Source organism: Arthrobacter sp. G119Y2 (assembly GCF_038069765.1).
In the GTDB taxonomy this organism is placed as follows: Bacteria; Actinomycetota; Actinomycetes; order Actinomycetales; family Micrococcaceae; genus Arthrobacter_B.
In genome coordinates, this window is sequence record NZ_JBBPFS010000002.1 from 174,899 (window position 1) to 200,352 (window position 25,454).

General features: G+C 64.2%; 20 protein-coding genes. 19 read left to right on the forward strand and 1 reads right to left on the reverse strand.

Annotated features, from left to right (window positions below; genetic code table 11):
• Positions 1-285: 285 nt before the first annotated feature.
• Positions 286-846 carry a 50S ribosomal protein L10 gene (rplJ, locus tag WKB88_RS04525; protein WP_341393372.1) on the forward strand — a complete coding sequence of 187 codons (561 nt, stop codon included), beginning with the start codon at positions 286-288 and terminating at the stop codon, positions 844-846.
• A gap of 77 nt (positions 847-923) precedes the next feature.
• Entirely contained in the window at positions 924-1,298 is a 375-nt protein-coding gene (gene rplL / locus WKB88_RS04530) for a 50S ribosomal protein L7/L12 (RefSeq protein ID WP_341393373.1), read from the forward strand.
• Between the two features lie 94 nt (positions 1,299-1,392).
• Here the strand turns inward: rplL and WKB88_RS04535 are convergent, their stop codons facing one another.
• Positions 1,393-2,625: an acetyl-CoA C-acetyltransferase gene (locus WKB88_RS04535; RefSeq protein ID WP_341393374.1), complete on the reverse strand. Its 1,233-nt coding sequence runs from the start codon at positions 2,623-2,625 to the stop codon at positions 1,393-1,395.
• Positions 2,626-3,143: 518 nt separating this feature from the next.
• Between WKB88_RS04535 and rpoB the strand changes: the two genes are divergently transcribed.
• The 17 genes from rpoB (at position 3,144) to tuf (ending at position 25,290) form a co-directional block, all read left to right on the forward strand.
• Positions 3,144-6,644, forward strand: coding sequence for a DNA-directed RNA polymerase subunit beta (gene rpoB / locus WKB88_RS04540; protein ID WP_341393375.1), 3,501 nt, complete (start codon positions 3,144-3,146; stop codon positions 6,642-6,644).
• A gap of 90 nt (positions 6,645-6,734) precedes the next feature.
• A complete protein-coding gene (locus WKB88_RS04545; protein ID WP_341393376.1) occupies positions 6,735-10,625 on the forward strand; it encodes a DNA-directed RNA polymerase subunit beta' in 3,891 nt (1,296 codons plus the stop codon).
• Positions 10,626-10,705: 80 nt separating this feature from the next.
• Positions 10,706-11,470, forward strand: coding sequence for an IclR family transcriptional regulator (locus WKB88_RS04550; protein ID WP_341393377.1), 765 nt, complete (start codon positions 10,706-10,708; stop codon positions 11,468-11,470).
• Positions 11,471-11,608: 138 nt separating this feature from the next.
• Complete coding sequence (locus WKB88_RS04555; protein WP_341393378.1) at positions 11,609-12,805, forward strand: 4-hydroxybenzoate 3-monooxygenase; 1,197 nt, start codon at positions 11,609-11,611, stop codon at positions 12,803-12,805.
• Between the two features lie 115 nt (positions 12,806-12,920).
• Positions 12,921-13,748 (forward strand): protocatechuate 3,4-dioxygenase subunit beta, encoded by an 828-nt coding sequence (gene pcaH, locus WKB88_RS04560; RefSeq protein ID WP_445818866.1) that lies wholly within the window; start codon positions 12,921-12,923, stop codon positions 13,746-13,748.
• Positions 13,745-14,311, forward strand: coding sequence for a protocatechuate 3,4-dioxygenase subunit alpha (pcaG, locus tag WKB88_RS04565; protein WP_341393379.1), 567 nt, complete (start codon positions 13,745-13,747; stop codon positions 14,309-14,311). The genes pcaH and pcaG overlap by 4 nt, the downstream gene beginning before the upstream one ends.
• Before the next feature lie 2 nt (positions 14,312-14,313).
• Entirely contained in the window at positions 14,314-15,729 is a 1,416-nt protein-coding gene (locus WKB88_RS04570; RefSeq protein WP_341393380.1) for a lyase family protein, read from the forward strand.
• Positions 15,726-16,538, forward strand: coding sequence for an alpha/beta fold hydrolase (locus WKB88_RS04575; protein WP_341393381.1), 813 nt, complete (start codon positions 15,726-15,728; stop codon positions 16,536-16,538). The genes WKB88_RS04570 and WKB88_RS04575 overlap by 4 nt, the downstream gene beginning before the upstream one ends.
• A gap of 52 nt (positions 16,539-16,590) precedes the next feature.
• A complete protein-coding gene (gene pcaC, locus WKB88_RS04580) occupies positions 16,591-16,947 on the forward strand; it encodes a 4-carboxymuconolactone decarboxylase (RefSeq protein WP_341393736.1) in 357 nt (118 codons plus the stop codon).
• Between the two features lie 87 nt (positions 16,948-17,034).
• Entirely contained in the window at positions 17,035-18,234 is a 1,200-nt protein-coding gene (locus WKB88_RS04585; protein WP_341393382.1) for a thiolase family protein, read from the forward strand.
• Positions 18,235-18,266: 32 nt separating this feature from the next.
• Positions 18,267-18,950 carry a 3-oxoacid CoA-transferase subunit A gene (locus tag WKB88_RS04590; RefSeq protein WP_341393383.1) on the forward strand — a complete coding sequence of 228 codons (684 nt, stop codon included), beginning with the start codon at positions 18,267-18,269 and terminating at the stop codon, positions 18,948-18,950.
• Positions 18,947-19,612, forward strand: a complete 666-nt coding sequence (locus tag WKB88_RS04595; protein ID WP_341393384.1) for a 3-oxoacid CoA-transferase subunit B — start codon at positions 18,947-18,949, stop codon at positions 19,610-19,612. The genes WKB88_RS04590 and WKB88_RS04595 overlap by 4 nt, the downstream gene beginning before the upstream one ends.
• Positions 19,596-20,423, forward strand: coding sequence for an IclR family transcriptional regulator domain-containing protein (locus tag WKB88_RS04600; protein ID WP_445818867.1), 828 nt, complete (start codon positions 19,596-19,598; stop codon positions 20,421-20,423). The genes WKB88_RS04595 and WKB88_RS04600 overlap by 17 nt, the downstream gene beginning before the upstream one ends.
• A gap of 375 nt (positions 20,424-20,798) precedes the next feature.
• A complete protein-coding gene (gene rpsL / locus WKB88_RS04605; RefSeq protein WP_104052742.1) occupies positions 20,799-21,173 on the forward strand; it encodes a 30S ribosomal protein S12 in 375 nt (124 codons plus the stop codon).
• Between the two features lies 1 nt (position 21,174).
• Positions 21,175-21,645: a 30S ribosomal protein S7 gene (gene rpsG, locus WKB88_RS04610; RefSeq protein WP_104052741.1), complete on the forward strand. Its 471-nt coding sequence runs from the start codon at positions 21,175-21,177 to the stop codon at positions 21,643-21,645.
• A gap of 114 nt (positions 21,646-21,759) precedes the next feature.
• The gene (fusA, locus tag WKB88_RS04615) at positions 21,760-23,874 is read left to right on the forward strand and encodes an elongation factor G (RefSeq protein WP_341393386.1); all 2,115 of its coding nucleotides are present in this window, start codon (positions 21,760-21,762) and stop codon (positions 23,872-23,874) included.
• 225 nt (positions 23,875-24,099) lie between these two features.
• A complete protein-coding gene (gene tuf, locus WKB88_RS04620; RefSeq protein WP_341393387.1) occupies positions 24,100-25,290 on the forward strand; it encodes an elongation factor Tu in 1,191 nt (396 codons plus the stop codon).
• The last annotated feature ends 164 nt before the right edge of the window (positions 25,291-25,454 follow it).

Here is a 25,454-nt window from a genome sequence, read left to right on the forward strand (position 1 = left end):
GCGGGATTTGGCCCGGCGGTGATTCTCCCGTACTCTGGATATACCAAAGACCGTCGGTCGATGTGCTTTCAACCCCATCCCTGTTCCTGGATCTCCAGTTGCGCGGGTGGACTCCGGTTGATCGGACATCCGAAAGTCCCTTCACAGGGCGGCCTGCGCAGGTGAACGAACTCAGCCACTGGATGCGCGTCTGCGCTCCTGTTGCTCAGCCCCGTGCATCTGCCCGGGGCGTTTTTTATGTTCGGGACCCGATCCACCGGCACTATTCCCCGGAAGGAGGGTTAGATGGCAACCGCAACAAAGGTATCGGCTGTTGAAGAGATCGTCACAGATTTCAAGGATTCAACTGCTGCCGTCCTAACCGAATACCGCGGGCTCACCGTTGCACAGCTCAAGGAGCTGCGTCGTTCGCTCGGCCAGGACACTAAGTACTCGGTCGTCAAGAACACCCTGACTGGCATTGCAGCCAAGGAAGCCGGCATCGACGCGTTCGACGGCCAGCTCGCCGGACCCACTGCAATTGCCTTCATCAAGGGTGACGCAGTTGCAGCTGCAAAGAGCCTGACGGATTTTGCCAAGACCAACCCGCAGCTGATTATCAAGACCGGTGTTTTCGAGGGCAACAACCTCGACGCCGCCGGTGTTGTCGCTCTGGCTGCTCTTGAATCCCGTGAGTTCCAGCTCGCACGCGTCGCCGGTGTCCTTAAGGCACCGATGTCCATGCTGGCTCGCACGGTTGATGCACTGCGCCTGAAGCTCGACGAGGGAAGCGACTCTGCTCCCGCCGCTGAAGAGGCTCCGGCCGCTGAAGAAGCTCCGGCCGCAGAAGCAGCCACCGAAGAGTAATCGCTCTTCCAATCCACACTCCGGTGCCGAGGCGCCATATGGTGCCCGTGCACCACTTATAGGAAGGACGCCACACCATGGCGAAGCTGACCAACGAAGAGCTCATTGCAGCCTTCAAGGAACTGTCCATCATCGAGCTTTCTGATTTCGTGAAGCTCTTCGAAGAGACCTTCGACGTTACCGCTGCTGCTGTTGCAGTTGCCGGCCCCGCCGCCGGTGCTGCCGAGGCCGAGGAAGAGAAGACGGAATTCGACGTCATCCTCGAAGCCGCCGGCGACAAGAAGATCGCAGTCATCAAGGAAGTTCGTGCCCTGACTTCCCTGGGCCTGAAGGAAGCCAAGGACGTTGTCGACAGCGCCCCGAAGGCTGTCCTGGAAGGCGCTACGAAGGAAGCCGCAGAGAAGGCAAAGGAAGCCCTCGAGGCTGCCGGCGCCACGGTTACCGTCAAGTAGTAGTAGCTTTTTCTTCCGCGGTTCCGGCCGCGGATACGGCAAAGACCCCGTCCCTTGGGACGGGGTCTTTCTGTGTTTAAAGCCCTTCGGGGCGTTAGGCCGTCTCGCGCCAGAGCAGCAGTGCCTCGCCCTGTCCGCCGCCGCCGCAGAGGGCAACGGCAGCCCGTCCGGAGCCGCGCCGCATCAGCTCGTGGGCTGCGGTCAGGGCCAGCCTGGCGCCGGAAGCACCGATCGGGTGGCCGAGCGCAATGGCTCCGCCGTTGAGGTTGCACTGGTCCAGGTCCATGCCCAGCTCGCTCAGGGACTGGACGGCAACCGCGCCAAATGCCTCGTTGATCTCGATGAAGTCCAGGTCCGAGGCGCTCCAGCCCGCCCGGTCGAGGGCGGCGAAGACGGCGTTCGACGGCTGGGAGTGCAGCGTGTTGTCCGGGCCTGCCACCTGGCCCGGAACGCCGACGACGGCGAGGATGTCCAGGCCGTTCTCCTCGGCATAGGCGCGGGTCGTCAGGATCAGGGCGGCGGCACCGTCGGACAGCGGGGACGAGTTCCCCGCTGTGATGGTGCCCTCGGGATCGAAAGCCGGACGCAGGCCGGCGAGTGTCTCGGGAGTGGTGTTGGGCCGGACGCCCTCATCGGCTGTGAGCACAAGCGGCTCGCCCCGGCGCTGGGGAACGGTGACGGGAACAATCTCCGCGTCGAAGACACCTGAAGCCATGGCCGCTGCCGCCCGGCGGTGCGAGGCGGCCGCAACCTCGTCCTGTTCAAGGCGCTTTATCGCCAGTTTGGTATTGCCGCGTTCGGTGGAGATGCCCATGGAGTCATTGTCGAAGGCATCGGTAAGACCGTCGTGGGACACGGAATCGAGTGCGGAAATATTGCCGTAGTTCCAGCCCTGGCGTGCACCCGGCAGGAGGTGCGGGCCGCGGCTCATCGATTCCTGGCCACCGGCCACCACCACGGTGGCTTCACCGCCCCGGATCAGGCGGGCGGCATCAATGACGGCGGCAAGACCTGACAGGCACACCTTGTTGATGGTCACGGTCGGAACGTTCCAGCCGATCCCGGCCTTGATGGAAGCCTGACGGGCCGGGTTCTGGCCGCAGCCGGCCTGGACCACATGCCCCATGATGACCGCATGCACGTCAGCAGCCGGAACGCGGGACTTTTCCAGTGCGCCGGCGATGGCGAAAGCGCCCAGTTCAACTGCGGTAAAGGGGGCAAGCTGGCCGTTCAGCCGGCCCTGCGGCGTGCGGGCGCCTCCAACGATCACCACGTCGGATGGGGCTGCTTCTTGGCCTGCGGAGGCCTTCTCTGGGCGGTTGCTCATGGCGGAAAATCTACTTTCGTCGTTGACTGTGCAGGTGCGGCCGATGCGCATCCTGTTCGTGCTCGGCGGTGAGCACGGATGCAGCGCTGGAACAAGGGTACGTCAACGGAATGCGGCGGGGGAGAGCCTCGTCACGCCGCGGTGAGGCCCCCCACACCCCCGGCACCCACAATCCGGGGATCGTACGGTAAGATATTCGTATCCGATGCGTCAGCGGTGCGCCGGTGTTGCCTGTAGCTCCCCGTTCCACGGATCCAGCGGTCGAATCATTCGACTGGAACCGGCGGGTCGAGCCATGCAGGGTTGCGGCGCCGGGTAGACTTGTCTGCCCATAATGCCCTATAGTTAATATTTGCTTCCCTCTCTTAACCTTCAGCCTTCATATAGCGGTGGGCTTTGTCCTGTGCCAGGCAGCGTTTCGCGCGCCCGGCAGGATGCAAGGACGCACGCGGACCAGGTCCGTTCTGTGCAGAGATGGAGGCGCGAAACACGCCTGAAGGTCTGTGGAAGGATCCCTCTTGGTCGCCTCGAGCACCTCTAATAATGCAACCGCTAACATCCCGGAGAACATCGCTCCCCGGATTTCATTCGCAAAGATTCACGAACCTCTTGACGTTCCCAATCTTCTTGCCCTTCAGACCGACAGCTTTGACTGGCTGGTCGGCAACGAGCGCTGGAAGGCGCGCGTAGAGAAGGCCAAGCAGACCGGGGAACAGGGCATTGCCACCACCTCCGGACTGGCTGACATCTTCGAGGAAATCTCCCCGATCGAAGACTTCCAGGGCACCATGTCCCTGAGCTTCACCGAGCCGGAGTTTGCCGACCCGAAGTACACCATGGCTGAGTGCAAGGACCGGGACGCAACGTACTCGGCCCCGTTGTACGTTAAGGCCGAATTCATGAACAACAACACGGGCGAAATCAAGCAGCAGACCGTGTTCATGGGCGACTTCCCGCTGATGACTGACAAGGGAACGTTCGTCATCAACGGCACCGAGCGTGTCGTTGTTTCCCAGCTGGTCCGTTCGCCGGGTGCCTACTTCGAGCGCACCGCGGACAAGACCAGTGACAAGGACATCTACACCGCGAAGATCATTCCTTCCCGCGGTGCATGGTTCGAACTCGAAATCGACAAGCGCGACCAGGTCGGCGTCCGCCTCGACCGCAAGCGCAAGCAGTCCGTCACCGTCCTGCTCAAGGCCCTGGGCTGGACCGAAGGCCAGATCCTCGAGACCTTCGGCGAATACGACTCCATCCGCGCCACCCTGGAGAAGGACCCCACGGAAACCCGCGAGGATGCCCTGCTGGACATCTACCGCAAGCTCCGTCCGGGCGAGCCGCCCACGGTCGAGGCTGCCCAGACCCTGCTGGACAACCTGTACTTCAACCCGAAGCGCTACGACCTGGCCAAGGTTGGCCGCTACAAGATCAACCGCAAGCTGGGCATCGACAAGCCGCTGACGGACTCCGATGCTTCGGTCCTGAACAACGATGACATCGTTGCCATGATCAAGTTCCTGGTTGCCCTGCACGCCGGCGAGAAGACCGTCCCGGGCAAGCGCAACGGCGAAGACGTCGACATCCGCGTCGAGGTCGACGACATCGACCACTTCGGCAACCGCCGTATCCGCGCCGTCGGCGAGCTCATCGAAAACCAGATCCGTACGGGCCTGTCCCGCATGGAGCGTGTTGTGCGCGAGCGCATGACCACTCAGGACGTCGAGGCCATCACGCCGCAGACGCTGATCAACATCCGCCCCGTCGTGGCAGCGATCAAGGAGTTCTTCGGAACCTCCCAGCTCTCGCAGTTCATGGACCAGAACAACCCGCTCGCCGGACTGACGCACAAGCGCCGCCTGTCCGCGCTGGGCCCGGGTGGTCTGTCCCGTGACCGTGCAGGCATGGAAGTCCGAGACGTCCACCCCTCGCACTACGGCCGCATGTGCCCCATCGAAACCCCTGAAGGCCCGAACATCGGCCTCATCGGTTCGCTGGCGTCCTACGCCCGGATCAACGCTTTTGGCTTCATCGAAACCCCGTACCGCAAGGTCATCGACGGCGTCGTCACCGATCAGGTTGACTACCTGACCGCCGACGACGAAGTAGAGCGCACCATTGCCCAGGCAAACGCTCCGCTGCGCGAAGACCAGCACTTCGCCGAGGACCTCGTCCTCGTCCGTGCCCGCGGCGGTTCCGGCGAGCCCGTGCTCGTTGAGCCCGAAGGCGTGGAGTACATGGACGTTTCCCCGCGCCAGATGGTGTCGGTGGCTACGGCCCTGATTCCGTTCCTGGAGCACGATGACGCCAACCGCGCCCTCATGGGTGCGAACATGCAGCGCCAGGCCGTGCCGCTGCTCCGTTCCGAGCGCCCCGTTGTGGGTACCGGCATGGAGAAGTACGCCGCCGTCGACGCCGGTGACTCCGTCACCGCCGTCAAGCCCGGCGTCGTCACCGAGGTCTCCGCAGAGCTCGTCACCGTCATGAACGACGACGGCACCGAGTCCAACTACCCGATCATGAAGTTCGCGCGCTCCAACCAGGGCAACGCGTACAACCAGCGGGTCCTGGTTTCCGAAGGCGCACGCGTCGAGGTCAACAGCATCATCGCCGACGGTCCCTCCACGGACCAGGGCGAACTGGCACTGGGTAAGAACCTGCTCGTGGCATTCATGTCATGGGAAGGTCACAACTACGAGGATGCGATCATCCTCTCCCAGCGCATGGTCTCCGACGACGTCCTGACCTCAATCCACATCGAGGAGCACGAAGTTGATGCCCGCGACACCAAGCTTGGTGCCGAGGAAATCACCCGTGACATCCCCAACGTGTCCGAGGAAGTGCTCTCCCAGCTGGACGAGCGCGGCATCATCCACATTGGTGCCGAGGTTGAAGCCGGCGACATCCTGGTTGGCCGCGTCACCCCCAAGGGTGAAACGGAACTGACCCCGGAAGAGCGCCTGCTGCGGGCTATCTTCGGCGAGAAGAGCCGCGAGGTCCGCGACACTTCCCTGAAGGTTCCCCACGGCGAGTCGGGAACCGTCATCGGTGTCCGCATCTTCGACCGCGACAACGACGACGAGCTGCCCCCGGGCGTGAACCAGCTGGTGCGCGTCTACGTGGCGCACAAGCGCAAGATCACGGACGGCGACAAGCTGGCCGGCCGCCACGGCAACAAGGGCGTCATCTCCAAGATCCTGCCGATCGAGGACATGCCGTTCATGGAAGACGGAACCCCCGTCGACATCGTCCTGAACCCGCTGGGTGTTCCGGGTCGAATGAACGTCGGCCAGGTCCTGGAAATCCACCTCGGCTGGGCTGCCAAGCAGGGCTGGAAGATCGACGGCAATCCGGAGTGGGTCAAGAACCTGCCCGAACTGCCGCGCGAATCCGGTCCCACCACGGTTGCCACCCCGGTGTTCGACGGTGCCAGTGAAGATGAAATCACCGGCCTGCTCGATTCCACCAACGTGACCCGTGACGGCAACCGCCTGATCGGCGCATCGGGCAAGGCCCGGATGTTCGACGGCCGCTCCGGCCAGCCGTTCCCGGAGCCCATCTCGGTGGGTTACATGTACATCCTGAAGCTGCACCACCTTGTCGATGACAAGATCCACGCACGCTCCACCGGCCCGTACTCCATGATCACGCAGCAGCCGCTGGGTGGTAAGGCACAGTTCGGTGGCCAGCGCTTCGGTGAAATGGAAGTTTGGGCCCTGGAAGCGTACGGCGCCGCCTACACGCTGCAGGAACTGCTGACGATCAAGTCGGATGACATCCACGGCCGCGTGAAGGTCTACGAAGCCATCGTCAAGGGCGAGAACATCCCGGAGCCCGGCGTTCCGGAGTCCTTCAAGGTGCTCATCAAGGAAATGCAGTCGCTCTGCCTGAATGTGGAAGTACTCTCCACCGAGGGCAACACGATTGAAATGCGTGACTCGGATGAAGAAGTCTTCCGGGCCGCGGAAGAGCTGGGTATTGATCTGTCCCGCGCAGAGCCGAGCTCAGTAGAAGAGGTTTAGCAGGCGCCGGTCCGCTTCGGCGGACCGGTCTCCTCCCTCTTCCCGTACCCGAGACATTCAGATTTAGAGAACAAGAGAGAACAGGGACCCATGTCCAACGATTCCACGTTCGGCCTCATGCGTATCGGCCTTGCCACTGCGGATGAAATCCGCGGCTGGTCTTACGGCGAAGTCAAGAAGCCGGAAACCATCAACTACCGAACCCTGAAGCCGGAGAAGGACGGTCTTTTCTGCGAGAAGATCTTCGGCCCCTCCCGCGACTGGGAATGCTACTGCGGTAAGTACAAGCGCGTGCGCTTCAAGGGCATCATCTGTGAGCGCTGCGGCGTCGAGGTTACCCGTGCCAAGGTGCGCCGCGAGCGCATGGGCCACATTGAGCTTGCCGCTCCCGTGACCCACATCTGGTACTTCAAGGGTGTCCCGTCCCGTCTGGGCTACCTGCTGGACCTGGCGCCGAAGGACCTCGAAAAGGTCATCTACTTCGCCGCCTACATGATCACCTCGGTCGACGAAGAAAACCGCCACGCGGAACTTCCGAACCTGCAGGCTGAGCACGACCTGGAGCGCAAGCACCTCGTTGACCAGCGCGACTCCGACATCGCAGCCATTGCCAAGGACCTCGAAGGCGAAATTGCACGCCTCGAGGGCGAAGGCGCCAAGGCTGCGGACAAGAAGAAGGCCCGCGACTCCGCCGACCGCCAGATGGCCAAGGTCCGCCGCGACGCCGACAACAACATCGAGCGCCTCGAGCAGGTCTGGGAGCGCTTCAAGAACCTCAAGGTCGGCGACCTCGAGGGCGATGAAGGTCTCTACCGCGAACTGCGCGACCGCTACGGTCTGTACTTCGAAGGCTCCATGGGTGCCGAAGCCATCAAGCAGCGCCTTGAGGACTTCGACATGCAGGCCGAGTCCGAGCTGCTGCGCGACATCATCCAGAACGGCAAGGGCCAGCGCAAGACGCGTGCCCTGAAGCGCCTGAAGGTTGTCAACGCGTTCCTGACCACGACCAACAGCCCGCTGGGCATGGTCCTGGACGCCGTTCCGGTTATCCCGCCGGAACTGCGCCCGATGGTGCAGCTCGACGGCGGACGTTTCGCGACGTCCGACCTTAACGACCTGTACCGCCGCGTCATCAACCGCAACAACCGCCTGAAGCGCCTGCTGGATCTCGGTGCCCCCGAGATCATCGTGAACAACGAAAAGCGCATGCTCCAGGAAGCTGTTGACTCGCTGTTCGACAACGGCCGCCGCGGCCGTCCGGTCACCGGACCGGGCAACCGTCCGCTGAAGTCACTGTCCGACATGCTCAAGGGCAAGCAGGGCCGCTTCCGCCAGAACCTTCTGGGTAAGCGCGTTGACTACTCCGGCCGTTCCGTGATCGTCGTCGGTCCGCAGCTGAAGCTGCACCAGTGCGGTCTGCCCAAGCAGATGGCGCTGGAGCTCTTCAAGCCGTTCGTGATGAAGCGCCTGGTTGACCTCAACCACGCGCAGAACATCAAGAGCGCCAAGCGCATGGTCGAGCGTTTCCGCCCGCAGGTCTGGGACGTGCTGGAAGAGATCATCACCGAACACCCGGTGCTGCTCAACCGTGCACCCACCCTGCACCGCCTGGGTATCCAGGCATTCGAGCCGCAGCTGGTGGAGGGCAAGGCCCTTCAGCTGCACCCGCTCGTCTGCGGTGCGTTCAACGCCGACTTCGACGGTGACCAGATGGCAGTTCACCTGCCGCTGAGCCCGGAGGCCCAGGCCGAGGCACGCATCCTGATGCTGTCCTCGAACAACATCCTGAAGCCCTCGGACGGCCGTCCGGTGACCCTGCCCTCGCAGGATATGATCATCGGCCTGCACCACCTCACCACCAAGAAGGAAGGCGCAGCAGGCGAAGGACGGTTCTTCACGACCCCGTCCGAAGCACTGATGGCGTACGACCTCGGTGAGCTGGACCTGAACGCTCAGGTCAGCATGCGCCTGGAAGGCTTCGTGCCCTCCGCCGACCGTCCGGCTCCGGAGGGCTGGGAAGAAGGCACACCCGCCCTCATCCAGACCTCCCTGGGCCAGGTCATCTTCAACCAGACCCTGCCGGCGGACTACCCGTGGGTTGAGAAGGTTGCCGACAAGGGCCAGCTGTCCGCCATCGTGAACGACCTGGCAGAGCGCTACCCGAAGGTTATGACGGCGGCAACGCTGGATAACCTGAAGGACGCCGGTTTCTACTGGGCCACCCGCTCGGGCGTTACCGTTGCCATCTCGGACATCTCCGCGCCGATCGACAAGCCGGCCATCATGGAGGTCTACGAAGCACAGGCCGCCAAGGTGGAAAGCCAGTACGGCAAGGGCCTGATCGCAGAAGATGAGCGCCGCCAGGAGCTCATCGACATTTGGAACAAGGCAACCAACGAAGTTGCTGCGGCCATGCGTGCGAACATGCCCAAGGAAAACAACATCAACCGCATGGTGTCTTCCGGTGCCCGTGGTAACTGGCTGCAGGTCCGGCAGATTGCCGGTATCCGCGGCCTGGTGGCCAACCCCAAGGGTGAGATCATCCCGCGCCCGATCAAGTCCTCGTACCGTGAGGGCTTGTCGGTTCTGGAGTACTTCATCGCCACCCACGGTGCCCGTAAGGGTCTTGCCGATACCGCTCTGCGTACCGCCAACTCGGGTTACCTGACCCGTCGTCTGGTGGACGTTTCCCAGGACGTCATTGTCCGCGAGGAAGACTGCGGCACCGAGCGCGGCCTGAACGTCACCATCGCGGTTCCGGACTCCAACGGCGAACTGCAGCTGCACGAAGAGGTCGAGAACTCGGCGTACGCCCGTACGCTGGCCACCGACGTCACCGATGCCCAGGGCAATGTCCTGGCCAAGGGCGGCGACGATGTGGGCGACGTTCTCATCGCGAAGCTGTTCGAAGCCGGCGTCACCGACATCAAGGTCCGCTCTGTACTCACCTGTGAGTCCGCCGTCGGTACCTGTGCACTCTGCTACGGCCGCTCCCTGGCCACGGGTAAGACCGTGGACATCGGCGAGGCCGTCGGTATCATCGCTGCACAGTCCATTGGTGAGCCGGGTACCCAGCTGACCATGCGTACCTTCCACACCGGTGGTGTTGCTTCCGCGGAAGATATCACCCAGGGTCTGCCCCGTATCCAGGAGCTCTTCGAAGCACGTACCCCCAAGGGTGTTGCTCCGATCTCCGAGACCGCGGGCCGGGTCACCATTGAAGAGTCCGACCGCCAGATGCGTCTGGTTGTCACTCCCGATGACGGCTCCGAGGAAATCGCGTACCCGGTCCTGCGCCGTGCCCGCCTGCTGGTTGCCGACGGCGACCACGTTGAGGTTGGCCAGCAGCTGGTCTTCGGTGCGGTGGATCCCAAGCAGATCCTCCGTATCCTCGGCCCGCGCAAGGCACAGGAATTCCTGGTGGACGAAGTCCAGCGCGTGTACCGCAGCCAGGGTGTAGGCATCCACGACAAGCACGTGGAAGTCATCGTCCGCCAGATGCTGCGCCGCGTGACCGTGATCGAGTCCGGCGACTCCGACTTGCTTCCGGGCGAGCTCGCTGAGCGCCGCCGCTTCGAAAGCGAGAACCGCCGCGTTGTATCCGAGGGCAAGAAGCCGGCTTCCGGCCGTCCCGAGCTCATGGGTATCACCAAGGCGTCGCTGGCAACCGAGTCCTGGCTGTCCGCTGCTTCCTTCCAGGAAACCACCCGCGTCCTGACGCAGGCGGCCATGGAAGGCAAGAGCGATCCGCTGCTCGGCCTCAAGGAAAACGTCATCATCGGTAAGCTGATCCCGGCCGGAACGGGCCTGCCCCGTTACACCGAGGTCACCGTCGAGCCGACCGAAGAAGCAAAGGCCAACCTGTTTACCGGCCCGAGCGCCTTCAGCGACTTCGACTACGCCGGAGTGGACGGCGGCCTGAGCCCCGAGTTCCATGCCATCCCGCTGGATGACTACGACATGGGCAGCGACTTCCGCTAAGGAAAACGCAACCATACGGCAGGTCCCGCACCCACTGGGTGCGGGACCTGCCGCGTTAACGGCTGTGCCAGACTTGAGTCATGGCCAATTCCCCGAGCGGCGAGTCCATGACCAGCCGGATCGTGCGGGTCATCAGCGCCTTCGACGAAACCCGCCAGGTGATGCCCGTCGCCATGCTGGCCCGCCGCGCCGGGCTGCCGCTGTCCACCGCGCACCGGATCGTGAACGAGCTGACGGCGCACGGCTTCCTGCAGAGGGAGGCCGACGGCGTCCGGCTTGGCCTTCGCCTCTGGGAACTTGCCAGCCGCAGCTCCGCAGCCCTCGGCCTCAAGCAGATTGCCATGCCGTTTATGGAAGACATCCAGGCAGTGGTCCGGCAGCACACCCAGTTGTCCGTGCTGCGAGAGGATGAGGTCCTGTTCATCGAACGCCTTTCCAGTCACGGATCGGTGCTGAACCAGGCGAAAGTCGCTGGCCGGCTCCCTGTCCACATCTCATCCTCGGGAATGGTGATGATGGCCCACTCGCCCCGGCATGTACAGGAGGAGTACCTTCAGCAGCAGAACCTGGACGCCTCCGAAGAGAAGCACTTGCGTTCGGCGTGGGCAAAGATGCGCCTTCACGGCAGTGCAAGCCTGCCCGGAGCCGTCGTTGAGGACACCACCGGAATCGCGGTCCCGGTCTTTGGCACAGGGGGCACGGCCGTGGCGGCCATCGGCGTCGTGGTGCCCACGGGCAGCGAACACATCTCCACAACCATCCCTGCCCTCATGACTGCCGCCCGCGGGATCTCCCGCGGCCTGGGCGTCCGCGCGGAGGCCGCCGGGCCGCACTACCAGCGCTGACTGCCGGCAGCTCCTGCGTCCGAAACGGCTGGCAGCTTCGTTTCCTTCCCAATCAATGAGAATGGCTTTGCTGTCACCTGTGTGCCGGCGGTCACACTGGGGGGGTAGTGTCCGCAACAAAGTTCAAGGGAGCAACAGATGGGTGCAGAGCGCACTGTCCTCAAGACGCAGGTCGGCATTGTGGGCGGAGGCCCCGCCGGACTGATGCTTTCACACCTGCTGTCGAAGTCCGGGATCGACAATATCGTGGTGGAAAAGCGCGACCATGAAACCATCCGCACCACCCACCGGGCCGGCATCCTCGAGCATGGAAGCGTGCGCATGCTGACCGACACCGGGGTCAGCCACCGGGTGCTAAGCGAAGGGTACCGCCACGAGGGAATTGACCTGCGCTTCGGCGGGGAGAGCCACCGGATCGACTTTGAAGACCTGGTGGGGGAGTCCGTATGGCTGTATCCGCAGAACGAGGTCTTCACTGACCTGGCTGCGGCCCGGGAGCGGGACCACGGCGATGTCCGCTACGGAGTCAGCGACACATCCGTCACCGACCTTGCGACCGGCACCCCGAAGATCCTGTTCACCGACAGCGACGGCCGGGACTTTGAGATCCACTGCGACATCCTGGCGGGCTCGGACGGCTCCGGCGGCATCTGCAGGCGCTCCATCCCCAAGGAAGCACGCACGGACAACTTTATTGAATACCCCTTTGCCTGGTTCGGCATCCTCACCCGGGCAGCCCCCAGCGCCCCGGAACTCATCTACGCCCATTCCGACCGCGGCTTTGCCCTGATCAGCCAGCGCAACGACTCCGTCCAGCGGATGTACTTCCAATCGGATCCAAACGAGGACGCTGGCGCCTGGAGCGAGGACCGCATCTGGGAAGAACTCCAGGCCCGGGTGGACGGCCCGGACGGCTTCGAGCTGACGCGGGGCCCGATCTTCGAAAAGACCGTCCTGAAGTTCCGCAGCTATGTGTGTGAACCCCTGCGGTACGGCAACCTGTTCCTGGCGGGTGACGCCGGGCACACGGTTCCGCCCACCGGTGCCAAGGGGCTCAACCTGGCCCTGGCGGACGTCAGGGTGCTGTTCGAAGCCATTGACTCCTTCTATGCCACCAAGTCCGCGGACCTGCTGGACGGTTACAGCGACAAGGCCCTGCAGCGGGTCTGGCGGGCCCAGAACTTCTCCTACTGGATGACATCGATGCTCCATACCCGGGCGGATGCCAGCCCCTTCGAGCGCAAGCGCGTGCTGGGAGAGCTCAGCGGCGTCGTCGGCTCCCGGCACGGCAGCGCGTATCTGGCTGAGGCCTACACCGGATGGCCGCACAGCTAGCGTTCGCATCGCGAACACTTGTCCATGAGCCGAACAATCCGTGTAATGTGGTCCCAACCACGTGGATGTTTGGAGAGCAGAAGCGCGACGGAGCGCTTCATTGAAAGGAAGAACCATGGAAATGGAAGAGGATCTTTTCTCGAACAGCCATGTCATCGAGAAGCTGGACACGGCAGAGGCTTCGCAGGACCAGATCTCCGCCGAAATCGCCTCGGTCCACGCGGAGTACTCCAAGCGGGTGGACGACGGCGCTGCCGAGGAAACCCAGCCCCGCATCGACTTCCCGCCCTACCGGAGCTCGCTCCTGCGCCATCCCACCAAGGATCCGCACCACGTGGACCCCGAAACCATTGAGCTGTGGTCCCCGGCCTTCGGTCACCAGGACGTCCACGCGCTCGAGAGCGATCTGACTATCCAGCACAACGGCGAACCGCTGGGGGAGCGGATCATCGTCCGCGGACGCATCCTGGACGGTGACGGACACCCCGTGCGCAACCAGCTGGTGGAAATCTGGCAGGCCAGCTCCGCCGGCCGCTACATCCACAAGCGCGACCAGCACCCCGCGCCGCTGGACCCGAACTTCACCGGCGTCGGCCGCTGCATCACCACCGACGACGGCTCCTACGAGTTCACCACCATCAAGCCCGGCCCCTACCCGTGGAAGAACCACTACAACGCCTGGCGGCCGGCGCATATCCACTTCTCGCTCTTCGGCACCGACTTCGCCCAGCGCATGATCACCCAGATGTACTTCCCCGGGGATCCGCTTTTCGCCCTGGACCCGATCTACCAGTCGATCACCGACTCCAAGGCACGCGACCGCCTCGTAGCCACCTACGACCACAACATCACTTCGCATGAGTGGGCCACCGGCTACAACTGGGACATCGTGCTCACCGGCAGCAACCGCACCTGGATGGAAGACGAGGACGCAGAGTCATGAGCGAGCAGAAGCTATCCGCCACGCCCGGCCAGACCATCGGCCCGTTCTACGGCTATGCCCTCCCCTTCGAAAAGGACAACCAGCTGCTGCCCCCGGGCATGCCCGGCAGTGTCCGCCTGCAGGGCACCGTGACCGACGGCGCCGGAGACACCATCCCGGACGCACTGCTGGAGATCTGGCAGGCTGACGCCGAGGGCAACATCCCCCAGCGCGCCGGCTCCCTGGTCCGCGACGGCTACACCTTCACCGGCTGGGGCCGCACCGCCGTCGACAACGCCGGCAATTACACCTTCACCACGGTGAATCCTGGTCCGACGGAGGAAGGCTCCGCACCCTTCATTTCCTTCGTGGTCTTTGCCCGCGGCCTGCTCAACAAGCTGCACACCCGGATGTACCTGCCGGATGACGAAGAGGCGCTGGCCCGTGATGCCCTGCTGTCCTCGCTGCCCGAGGACCGGCGGCGCACCCTCATTGCCACCCGCGAGGCCGACGGCGGACTCCGCTGGAACATCTGCCTGCAGGGCGAGGACGAAACCGTCTTCCTCACCTACCCGGGGGCATAACCGTGGGCACAGCCGACAGCGCGGATTACGGACTGCTGTCCCCGGCCTGGGCGGGTACGCGCACCGCGGAACTGACCGGGGACCGCCAGCTGCTCCAGGCCCTCCTGGACGTGGAACTCGAGTGGGTGCGCGTGCTGGCCTCCGCCGGGCTGGCCGATCCGGAGGCTCCTGCCGCGGTAGCCGCCGTCAGCGATGCCTCCCGGTACGACGCCGCGTCCCTCGCCGAGCGGGCACAGGGCGGAGGCAACCCCGTCATTCCGCTGCTGGCCGACCTCCGGGCCCAGACCAAGGCACTGTCCCCGCAAGCCGCCGCCGCCATCCACCGGGGCGCCACCAGCCAGGACATCATGGACAGCGCCCTGATGCTGTTGGCCCGGCGCGCCCTGGAGAGCATCCTGGCTGATGCCGACCGGGCCGCCGCCGCCCTGGGTGAGACGGCCCGCCGGCACGCCGCCACCCTGTGTGTCGCCCGGACCCTGACCCAGCACTCGCTGCCCTCCACCTTCGGCCTGCGCGCCGCCCAGTGGCTGCACGGAGTCGGCAGTGCCGCGCAGGGGCTGCGCATGGCTGCCCAAAATCTCCAGCTGCAGTGGGGCGGTGCCTCCGGCACCCTCGCCGCAGTGTCCCTGGCAGCCGGCTCGGCCGCCCCCGGGGCCGAGCGTGCCACCGCCTTCGACCTCACCGCTCGCTTGGCACGCGCCCTCGGGCTGGCCGAACCCGTGGCACCCTGGCAGACCAACCGGCTGCCGGTGACCGCCCTTGGGGCCGCCCTGCAGGACTTCACCGCCGCGGCGGGGAAAGTCGCCAACGATGTCCTGCTGCTCAGCCGGCCGGAAATCGCCGAGGTTTCCGAACCCCGCGCCGCCGGCCGCGGCGGTTCCTCCGCCATGCCGCAGAAGCAGAACCCCGTGCTGTCCGTCCTGATCCGCAGCGCGGCCCTGGCCGCCCCCGGCTACGGCCTGCAACTGAACGCTGCCGCCGCCGCAGCTGACGATGAACGGCCCAGCGGCTCCTGGCACGTGGAATGGCAGGCCCTGCGCTCCCTGCTCCGCCTCGCCGGCGGTGCTGCGGCCAAGCTGGCCGAACTGGCCGAAGGCCTGCAGGTCCACACGGACGCGCTGGCCCGGAACCTGGAGTCCGCCGGTCCCCTGGTGGTCAGCGAGAAAATCATGGCTGTGGCCGCCCCCCTGCTTGACGACGGCGTGCCCGGACGCGGCAGGGAAATCATCGCCGGCACGGTTGCCCGCTCGCTGTCCTCCGGTGAGCCCTTCGAAGAGCTGCTGCGCGCAGCGGTGCCCCAACAGGTCCTTTCCGATGCGGAACTCAAGAACATCCTCGACCCCGCCGAATACCTGGGGGAGACCGCCGCCCTCATCGAGCGGATCACCGCGGCCTACCCCGGAAAGCCCTCAGCATGAGCATCCCCGCCATCAAGGCCTCCCGCCTTTCCAACGCCGGCCCCGCGGCCCCCGTCCTGATTGCCGGCCCGTCGCTGGGCACCGCGGCCCTGCCGCTGTGGAGCCGGGCCGCCGCAGCGCTGGACACCTTCACCGTCATCGCCTGGGACCTGCCCGGCCATGGCGCCAGCCCCGCTGCCACGGAATCCTTCAGCGTCGCGGACCTTGCCGCCGCCGTCGCCGCCATGGTTACCGGCGCCCGGGAGGCCGGGGACGTTGCCGCAGATGTCCCGGTCTTCTACGCCGGGGTATCGCTGGGCGGTGCCGTCGGGCTCCAGCTCAGCCTCGACCACGGTGTGCTGTTCGACGGCATCGCGGTCCTCTGTTCCGGTGCCAAGATCGGTGAAACCGGGGCGTGGGAGGAACGCGCGGAAACGGTACGCGTGCAGGGGACACCCACGCAGGTGGTCGGCTCCGGGCAGCGCTGGTTTGCCCCGGGTTTTATGGACCTGGAGCCCGCTGCCGCTGCCGCCCTGCTCCACTCGCTGCAGGACGCGGACCGCTTCTCCTATGCCCTCTGCTGCCGGGCACTGGCCACCTTCGATGTCCGCGGACGGCTGCCGGACATCACCGTTCCCATGCTCGCTGTTGCCGGCGCCGAGGACGTCGTCACCCCGCCGTCGTTCGCGCAGCTCATTGCCGACCGCGTGGCCAACGGAACCGCCGCCGTCATCGACGACGCGGCGCACCTGGTACCGGTGGAGCAGCCGGCCGCAACCGCAGGACTGCTGAAGGACTTCTTCGGCGCCCAGTACCTCGAAGGGAAGTAACGCAGTGATCGCAGACGCCAACAAGAGCCGGCAGGACGTATACAACGAGGGCATGGCGGTGCGCCGCGAGGTCCTCGGCGCTGAGCACGTGGACCGCGCCAACGCCGGCAAGGACGAGTTCACCACAGACTTCCAGGACCTGATCACGCAGTACGCCTGGGGCACCGTCTGGACCCGGCCGGGCCTTCCGCGCACCATGCGCAGCGCCATCACGCTGACGGCGCTGATCGCCCACGGACACCTGGAGGAGTTTGCCATGCACGTCCGGGCAGCGCTGCGCAACGGCCTGGACCGTGACGAAATCAAGGAGATCGTGCTGCAGTCCGCGATCTACTGCGGCGTCCCGTCCGCCAACTCCGCCTTCAAGGTGGCCCAGGGCGTCTTCCGCGAGATCGACGCCGCGGACTGAGCCGGCAGCAGCTCTTTCTCCGCATCTCTTCCCCCGTTTCAGCCCTTCCCCCGTCCCAGTTTTAGCTTTTTAGTTCAAGGAGCACCGGTGAACCAGGCCTATATTTACGACGCAGTCCGCACCCCCTTCGGCAAATTCGGCGGAGCCCTGGCCGGAGTCCGTCCGGATGACCTCGCCGCCCAGGTCCTGAAGGCCTCCGTGTCGCGGGCCCCCGGGCTCGATCCCGAGCGGATCGATGAAGTGGTCTTCGGAAACGCCAACGGAGCCGGTGAGGAAAACCGCAACGTCGCCCGCATGGCCACCCTGCTGGCCGGCCTGCCCACCTCGATCCCCGGCACCACGGTCAACCGGCTCTGCGGCTCGTCCCTCGACGCGGCACTGATCGCCTCGCGGCAGATCAACACCGGCGAAGCGGACCTGATGCTGATCGGCGGCGTCGAATCCATGAGCCGCGCCCCCTGGGTGCTGCCCAAGAACGAAAAGCCGTATCCGGCCGGAGACTCCACCCTGGCCTCCACCACGCTGGGCTGGCGGCTGGTCAACCCCGCCATGCCGAAGGAATGGACGGTCTCGCTGGGAGAGGCCACCGAGCAGCTGCGCGAGAAGTACGGCATCACCCGGGAACGCCAGGATGAGTTCGCCGCAGCCTCCCATGCCTTGGCAGCGAAGGCCTGGGACGGCGGCAAATACGCGGACCTCACGGTCGCCGTCGACGGCGTGGACCTGGACCGTGACGAGAGCATCCGCGCCGGCTCGACGGTGGAGAAACTCGCCACGCTGCGCACCGTTTTCCGTCCGGCCTCCGACGACGTCTCCGGCGGCACCGTCACCGCCGGCAACGCCTCCCCGCTGAACGACGGCGCCTCCGCCGCCTGGCTGGGCAGCGAAAACGCCGCCGCAATGCTCGGCCTGGACCCGCTGGCCCGGATCGCCGGCCGCGGAGCCGCAGCCAACGAGCCGCAGTTCTTCGGTTATGCCCCGGTGGAGGCGGCCAACACGGCGCTGAAGCGCGCCGGCATCAGCTGGGGCGACATCGGGGCAGTTGAACTCAACGAAGCCTTCGCAGCCCAGTCCCTGGCCTGCCTGGACGCCTGGGACGTGGATCCCGGCATCGTCAACGCCTGGGGCGGAGCCGTCGCCATCGGCCACCCGCTCGGCGCTTCCGGCACCCGCATCCTCGGCACCCTGGCCCGCCGGCTGCAGGACTCCGGTGAGCGCTGGGGCGTGGCCGCAATCTGCATCGGCGTGGGCCAGGGCCTCGCCGTCGTACTCGAAAACACCAACTGAGAATCCAGTTCACGAAGACGTAAGGACTAACCGTGCTCAACATTGTGCAGGACGTCGATGAGGCCGTTGCGCCCATCCACGACGGCGCCACCGTTATGATCGGCGGCTTCGGCCGGGCCGGCCAGCCGGTGGAACTCATCGAGGCGCTGCTGCGCCAGGGCGCCGGGGACCTGACCGTCGTCAACAACAACGCCGGTAACGGAGAACAGGGCCTCGCCGCCCTGATCGGCGCCGGCCGGGTAAAGAAGATCATCTGCTCCTTCCCGCGCCAGTCGGACTCACAGATCTTCGACTCCAGGTACCGGGCCGGGGAGATTGATCTGGAACTGGTGCCCCAGGGCAATCTGGCTGAGCGCATCCGGGCCGCCGGTGCCGGCATCGGCGGGTTCTTCACGCCCACCGCCTACGGCACCCCGCTGGCCGAAGGCAAGGAAACCCGGCTCATCGACGGCCGCGGCTACGTCTTCGAAACCCCGCTGCACGCTGACTTCGCGCTGGTCAAGGCACTGCGCGCCGACGAGGCGGGAAACCTGGTCTACCGGAAGACCGCCCGGAACTTCGGTCCGATCATGGCCGCCGCCGCGAAGACCGCCATTGTGCAGGTCCGCGAAATTGTCGCTAGCGGGGAAATGGACCCCGAAGTGGTGGTCACCCCGGGAATCTACGTCAACACCCTGGTCCGTGTGGACCGGGAGAAAGCGCCGGCAGTAGCATGAGCAACAGAACCGAAAAGCTGGGCAAGAACGACCTCGCTGCGCTGGTCGCGGCCGATATCGCCCCGGGCTCCTTCGTGAACCTGGGCATCGGCCAGCCGACCCTGGTCTCCAACTACCTGAGGCCGGAACAGCACGTCACCCTGCATACCGAAAACGGGATGCTGGGCATGGGCCCCGAAGCCTCCGGGGAGGAGGTTGACCCGGACCTGATCAACGCCGGAAAGATCCCGGTGACCGAGCTGCCGGGGGCCGCGTACTTCCACCACGCCGACTCCTTTGCGATCATGCGCGGCGGGCACCTGGACGTGTGTGTCCTGGGCGCCTTCCAGGTCTCTGCCTCCGGGGACCTGGCCAATTGGCACACCGGCGCCCCGGATGCCATCCCGGCAGTGGGCGGTGCCATGGACCTGGCCACCGGCGCCAAGGACGTCTACGTCATGATGTCGCTGTTTACCAAGGACGGCCTGAGCAAGCTGGTGAAGGAATGCAGCTATCCGCTCACCGGCGTCGGGTGCGTGACCCGCGTCTACACTAATGAAGCGGTCTTCCTCCTGAAGGAGGACGGCGTCCGCGTCCGTGACACCTTCGGAACCACGTTCGAGGAACTGGCGGCAAAGATGGACATCCCGCTGATCCGCGCAGCGGATGACAGCCAGCACTAACCGAAAACATGGGGGACACGTGAGCGAGACGGCACCGGCCAGCGACCAGTTCGTACAGTCGCTGGCCCGCGGCCTGAGCGTCATCCGGGCCTTCGACGCGGACCACGTGCAGATGACCCTAAGCGAGGTGTCCCGCCGCACCGGCCTGTCGCGTGCCACGGCCCGCCGTTTTCTGCTCACGCTGGAAGAACTGGGCTACGTGCGCACGGACGGCCGGCACTTCGAGCTCACCGCACTGGTGCTGGCTTTGGGCTACTCCTACCTGTCGGGCCAAACCCTGCCCCAGCTGGCGCAGCCGCTGCTGGAGGACCTGTCCCGCCGGATCTCCGAATCCACATCGGCGTCCATCCTGGACGGCCCCGACATTGTCTACGTGGCTCGAATCCACACCCGCCGCCTGATGCGGGTTGGCATTGCCGTGGGCACCCGCTTCCCGGCTTATGCCACGTCCATGGGCCGCGTCCTGCTGGCAGGTTTGCCAGACGCGGCGCTGGAGGAGTACCTGGGCACGGTGCGGCTCGAGCCGTTCACGGAACGGACGGTTACCGACCCCGCGGTTCTGCGCGCCGAGGTGCTCCGGATCCGGGAGGCCGGCTGGGCAGTGGTTGACCAGGAACTGGAATCCGGGCTGCGGTCCGTTGCGGTTCCGGTCCGCGGCCCCGGGGGAGAAGTGATCGCAGCGATAAATACCTCCATGCAGGCAACTCTGGGCGCCGGGGAGAGTAGTCTGGAAGAAGCCGTTGCAGGAGTGCTGCCGGCCCTTAAAGAGGCGTCGGAGAAGATCACTGCCGCACTTGCAGCCCGCGGATAGGCTTGAAGCCCGCTTCCGGCCGGTATCGCCCGGTACTGGGCGGAGGTCCGGATGTGACTTCGGCCGCACCGGCGGGAGCTCAGGCTTAAGTCTGCTAGACTGAGTATCAATTGTTTGTGTGGCAGTGGATGAAGGACGTTCACGAAATCCCTCGGGAGCTTCGTAGAGCGGGCCTGTTTCCGGGTTGCAGGGTTCCTGTGCAACGAATGCCACACTTTTGCACGCCTACGGTCGATTTCGGCGCGAGTATCGGAACTTCTCGGGGCATTGCGGCAACGACGACTTAAAGCGCGTCGCCCTCGGCTGTTCCAACAGCTGACAGCGGGGCGATGCAACCAAGAGAAGTTATCTCGAGAAAAAACGGAGAACACGAAAGTGCCTACGATTCAGCAGCTGGTCCGCAAGGGCCGGTCACCCAAGGTCTCCAAGACCAAGGCTCCCGCCCTTCAGGGAAGCCCCATGCGCCGTGGTGTCTGCACCCGCGTTTACACCACCACCCCGAAGAAGCCGAACTCTGCGCTCCGTAAGGTTGCCCGCGTGCGCCTCAACGGCGGCATTGAAGTAACCGCTTACATTCCCGGCGTTGGCCACAACCTGCAGGAACACTCCATCGTCCTCGTTCGCGGCGGTCGAGTGAAGGACCTGCCCGGTGTTCGTTACAAGATCGTTCGCGGCGCACTGGACACCCAGGGTGTCAAGAACCGCAAGCAGGCTCGCAGCCGTTACGGCGCGAAGATGGAGAAGAAGTAATATGCCCCGCAAGGGTCCGGCCCCCAAGCGGCCGCTAGTTCTGGATCCCGTTTACGGCTCCCCTCTGGTCACTCAGCTGATCAACAAGGTTCTCGTTGACGGCAAGAAGTCCACCGCAGAGCGCATCGTTTACGGTGCACTTGCCGGCGCTCAGGAGAAGACCGGGGGAGACCCCGTTGCAGCCCTGAAGAAGGCTATGGACAACATCAAGCCGAGCCTTGAGGTCAAGTCCCGCCGCGTTGGCGGCGCCACCTACCAGGTTCCCGTCGAGGTCAAGCCGGGCCGTGCAACTGCACTGGCTCTGCGCTGGCTGGTTGGCTACTCCAAGGCCCGCCGCGAGAAGACCATGACCGAGCGTCTGCGCAACGAGATCCTGGATGCCTCCAACGGTCTCGGTGCTGCAGTGAAGCGCCGCGAAGACACCCACAAGATGGCCGAATCCAACAAGGCCTTCGCCCACTACCGCTGGTAAAAAGCCTGGCCGACGGCGGCCGCTCTTCAGGCCCTGTATCCCGCTGCGGCGGGGTGCAGGGCCGGAAGCAGATAAACGCAGTCGAACCGGCAAACACCAAATAAGGGAGAAACCGTGGCACTTGACGTGCTTACCGACCTGAACAAGGTCCGCAACATCGGCATCATGGCCCACATTGATGCCGGCAAGACCACCACCACCGAACGCATCCTGTTCTACACCGGTGTGAACCACAAGATTGGTGAGACCCACGACGGTGCGTCCACCATGGACTGGATGGCACAGGAGCAGGAGCGGGGTATCACCATTACCTCCGCAGCAACCACGTGCTACTGGGACAACAACCAGATCAACATCATCGACACTCCGGGTCACGTTGACTTCACTGTCGAGGTTGAGCGGTCCCTGCGCGTGCTCGACGGCGCCGTCGCTGTCTTCGACGGCAAGGAAGGCGTGGAGCCGCAGTCTGAGACTGTTTGGCGCCAGGCCGACAAGTACAACGTTCCGCGCATCTGCTTCGTCAACAAGATGGACAAGCTCGGCGCTGACTTCTACTTCACCGTAGACACCATCATCAACCGCCTTGGTGCCAAGCCGCTGGTTATCCAGCTGCCCATCGGTGCCGAGAGCGACTTTGAGGGCGTTGTCGACCTCGTCGAAATGCGTGCCCTGACCTGGCGCGGCGACTCCAAGGGTGATGTCACCATGGGCGCCAAGTACGAGATCGAGCCCATCCCGGCCGATCTTCAGGAAAAGGCTGAAGAGTACCGCGCCGCGCTGATCGAGGCTGTTGCCGAGGCCAGCGACGAGCTGATGAACAAGTACCTCGAAGGCGAAGAATTCACCACCGAGGAAATCAAGGCCGGCATCCGCCACCTGACCATCAACTCGCTGGTCTACCCGGTGCTGTGCGGCTCTGCGTTCAAGAACCGCGGCGTACAGCCGATGCTTGACGCCGTCGTCGCCTACCTGCCGAACCCGCTTGACGTGCCGAACATCAAGGGCCACGACATCCGCGACGAAGAGATCATTCTCGAGCGCGCCGCTGATGCCAACGCTCCGTTCTCCGCACTGGCGTTCAAGGTTGTTACGCACCCGTTCTTCGGCCGTTTGACCTACATCCGCGTGTACTCCGGTCACGCTGCTTCCGGCGCCCAGGTCATGAATGCGACCAAGCAGAAGAAGGAGCGCATCGGAAAGCTCTTCCAGATGCACGCCAACAAGGAAAACCCGGTTGACGAGATCACGACGGGCCACATCTACGCGGCCATCGGCCTGAAGGACACCACCACCGGGGACACCCTGTGCGACCTTCAGAACCCGATCGTGCTGGAATCCATGAGCTTCCCGGAGCCCGTGATTTCCGTGGCCATCGAGCCGAAGACCAAGGGTGACCAGGAGAAGCTCTCCACGGCCATCCAGAAGCTCTCCGAAGAGGATCCGACCTTCCAGGTCTCCCTCGACGAGGACACAGGCCAGACCATCATCGCCGGTATGGGCGAGCTGCACCTGGACATCCTGGTTGACCGCATGCGCCGCGAATTCCGCGTCGAGGCTAACGTGGGCAAGCCCCAGGTTGCCTACCGCGAAACCATCAAGCGCGCTGTGGCCAAGCATGACTACACGCACAAGAAGCAGACCGGTGGTTCCGGCCAGTTCGCAAAGGTCCAGATTGCTCTCGAGCCGCTGGACACTTCCGAAGGAACCTTCTACGAGTTCGACAATAAGGTCACCGGTGGCCGTATTCCCCGTGAATACATCCCCAGCGTTGACCAGGGCATCCAGAGCGCGCTTACTGACGGTGTGCTCGCCGGTTACCCCGTGGTGGGCATCAAGGCAATCCTGCTTGACGGTGCATACCACGACGTCGACTCCTCGGAAATGGCGTTCAAGATCGCCGGACGGCAGGCTTTCAAGGAAGCCGCACGCCTGGCGAACCCTGTCCTGCTCGAACCGCTGATGGATGTTGAAGTCCGCACCCCTGAGGAATACATGGGTGAAGTAATTGGTGACATCAACTCCCGCCGCGGCCAGATGCAGTCCATGGAAGACGCCGCAGGCGTAAAGGTCATCCGTGCTCACGTACCGCTGTCCGGCATGTTCGGTTACATCGGCGACCTGCGTTCCAAGACGCAGGGCCGTGCTGTGTACTCCATGTCGTTCAACAGCTACGCGGAGGTCCCGAAGGCAGTTGCCGACGAGATCATCCAGAAGACGCGCGGCGAATAAAACCCTGGTCGGTGTTCCGGGGGAAACTTCGGAACACCGCACCGTGTGCAGCGGGCCAAGGCCCCGGCCGGAAGCCCGCTGCATAGCCAAACTGAGCGGCCTCGCCAGGCTGCTGCGGAAATACGGCAATTTCATCAAATAAACAGCCCCCAGTAGACTTACATCAGTTTCAGCAGCGAGAAGCGCTGTTGAAGATTGAGTCTTCAACCTTTCTAGGAGGAACCCGTGGCGAAGGCAAAGTTCGAGCGGACTAAGCCGCACGTCAACATCGGCACCATTGGTCACGTTGACCATGGAAAGACGACGTTGACCGCTGCCATTTCGAAGGTACTTGCTGACAAGTACCCTGATCTGAATGAAAAGCGCGATTTCGCTGCTATCGACTCTGCACCTGAAGAGCGCCAGCGCGGTATCACCATCAACATCTCGCACATCGAGTACCAGACCGAGAAGCGCCACTACGCACACGTAGACGCCCCCGGTCACGCTGACTACATCAAGAACATGATCACCGGTGCAGCTCAGATGGACGGCGCAATCCTCGTGGTTGCCGCTACCGACGGCCCGATGGCACAGACCCGCGAGCACGTTCTGCTGGCCCGCCAGGTTGGCGTTCCCTACCTGCTGGTCGCACTGAACAAGTCCGACATGGTTGACGATGAGGAACTTCTGGACCTCGTTGAAATGGAAGTTCGCGAACTGCTGAGCTCCCAGGAATTCGACGGCGACAACGCTCCCGTCGTGCGCGTCTCCGGCCTCAAGGCTCTGGAAGGCGACCCCAAGTGGGTTGCTTCCGTCGAAGAGCTCATGGAAGCCGTTGACAACAACGTGCCGGACCCGATCCGCGACAAGGACAAGCCGTTCCTGATGCCGATCGAGGACGTCTTCACGATCACCGGTCGTGGAACCGTTGTTACGGGCCGCGCCGAGCGCGGTACCCTCGCCATCAACTCCGAGGTCGAGATCGTCGGCATCCGTCCGGTCCAGAAGACCACGGTTACCGGTATCGAGATGTTCCACAAGCAGCTTGACGAAGCATGGGCAGGCGAGAACTGTGGTCTCCTGCTCCGCGGCATCAAGCGCGAAGACGTAGAGCGCGGCCAGGTTATCGTGAAGCCGGGTTCCATTACCCCGCACACCGATTTCGAAGCCAACGTCTACATCCTGTCCAAGGATGAAGGCGGACGCCACAACCCGTTCTACTCGAACTACCGCCCGCAGTTCTACTTCCGTACCACGGACGTAACCGGCGTTATCACCCTGCCCGAGGGCACGGAAATGGTTATGCCCGGCGACAACACTGAGATGACCGTTGAGCTCATCCAGCCGATCGCCATGGAAGAAGGCCTCGGCTTCGCTATCCGCGAAGGCGGCCGCACCGTTGGTTCAGGCCGTGTCACCAAGATCATCAAGTAATTTCCTTACTTGCTGAATCTTCGGTGAGTTGCCGGTCCCTGCGGCCGGTCACGAACTGAAAAGAAGTCCCCGCTGCCACTGGCAGCGGGGACTTCTTGCTTTTTCGGCCCGCTCCTGCGGAACGCCGGGCCGGTGGTTTCCCCGTGGTTGTCCACAGGGTGAGC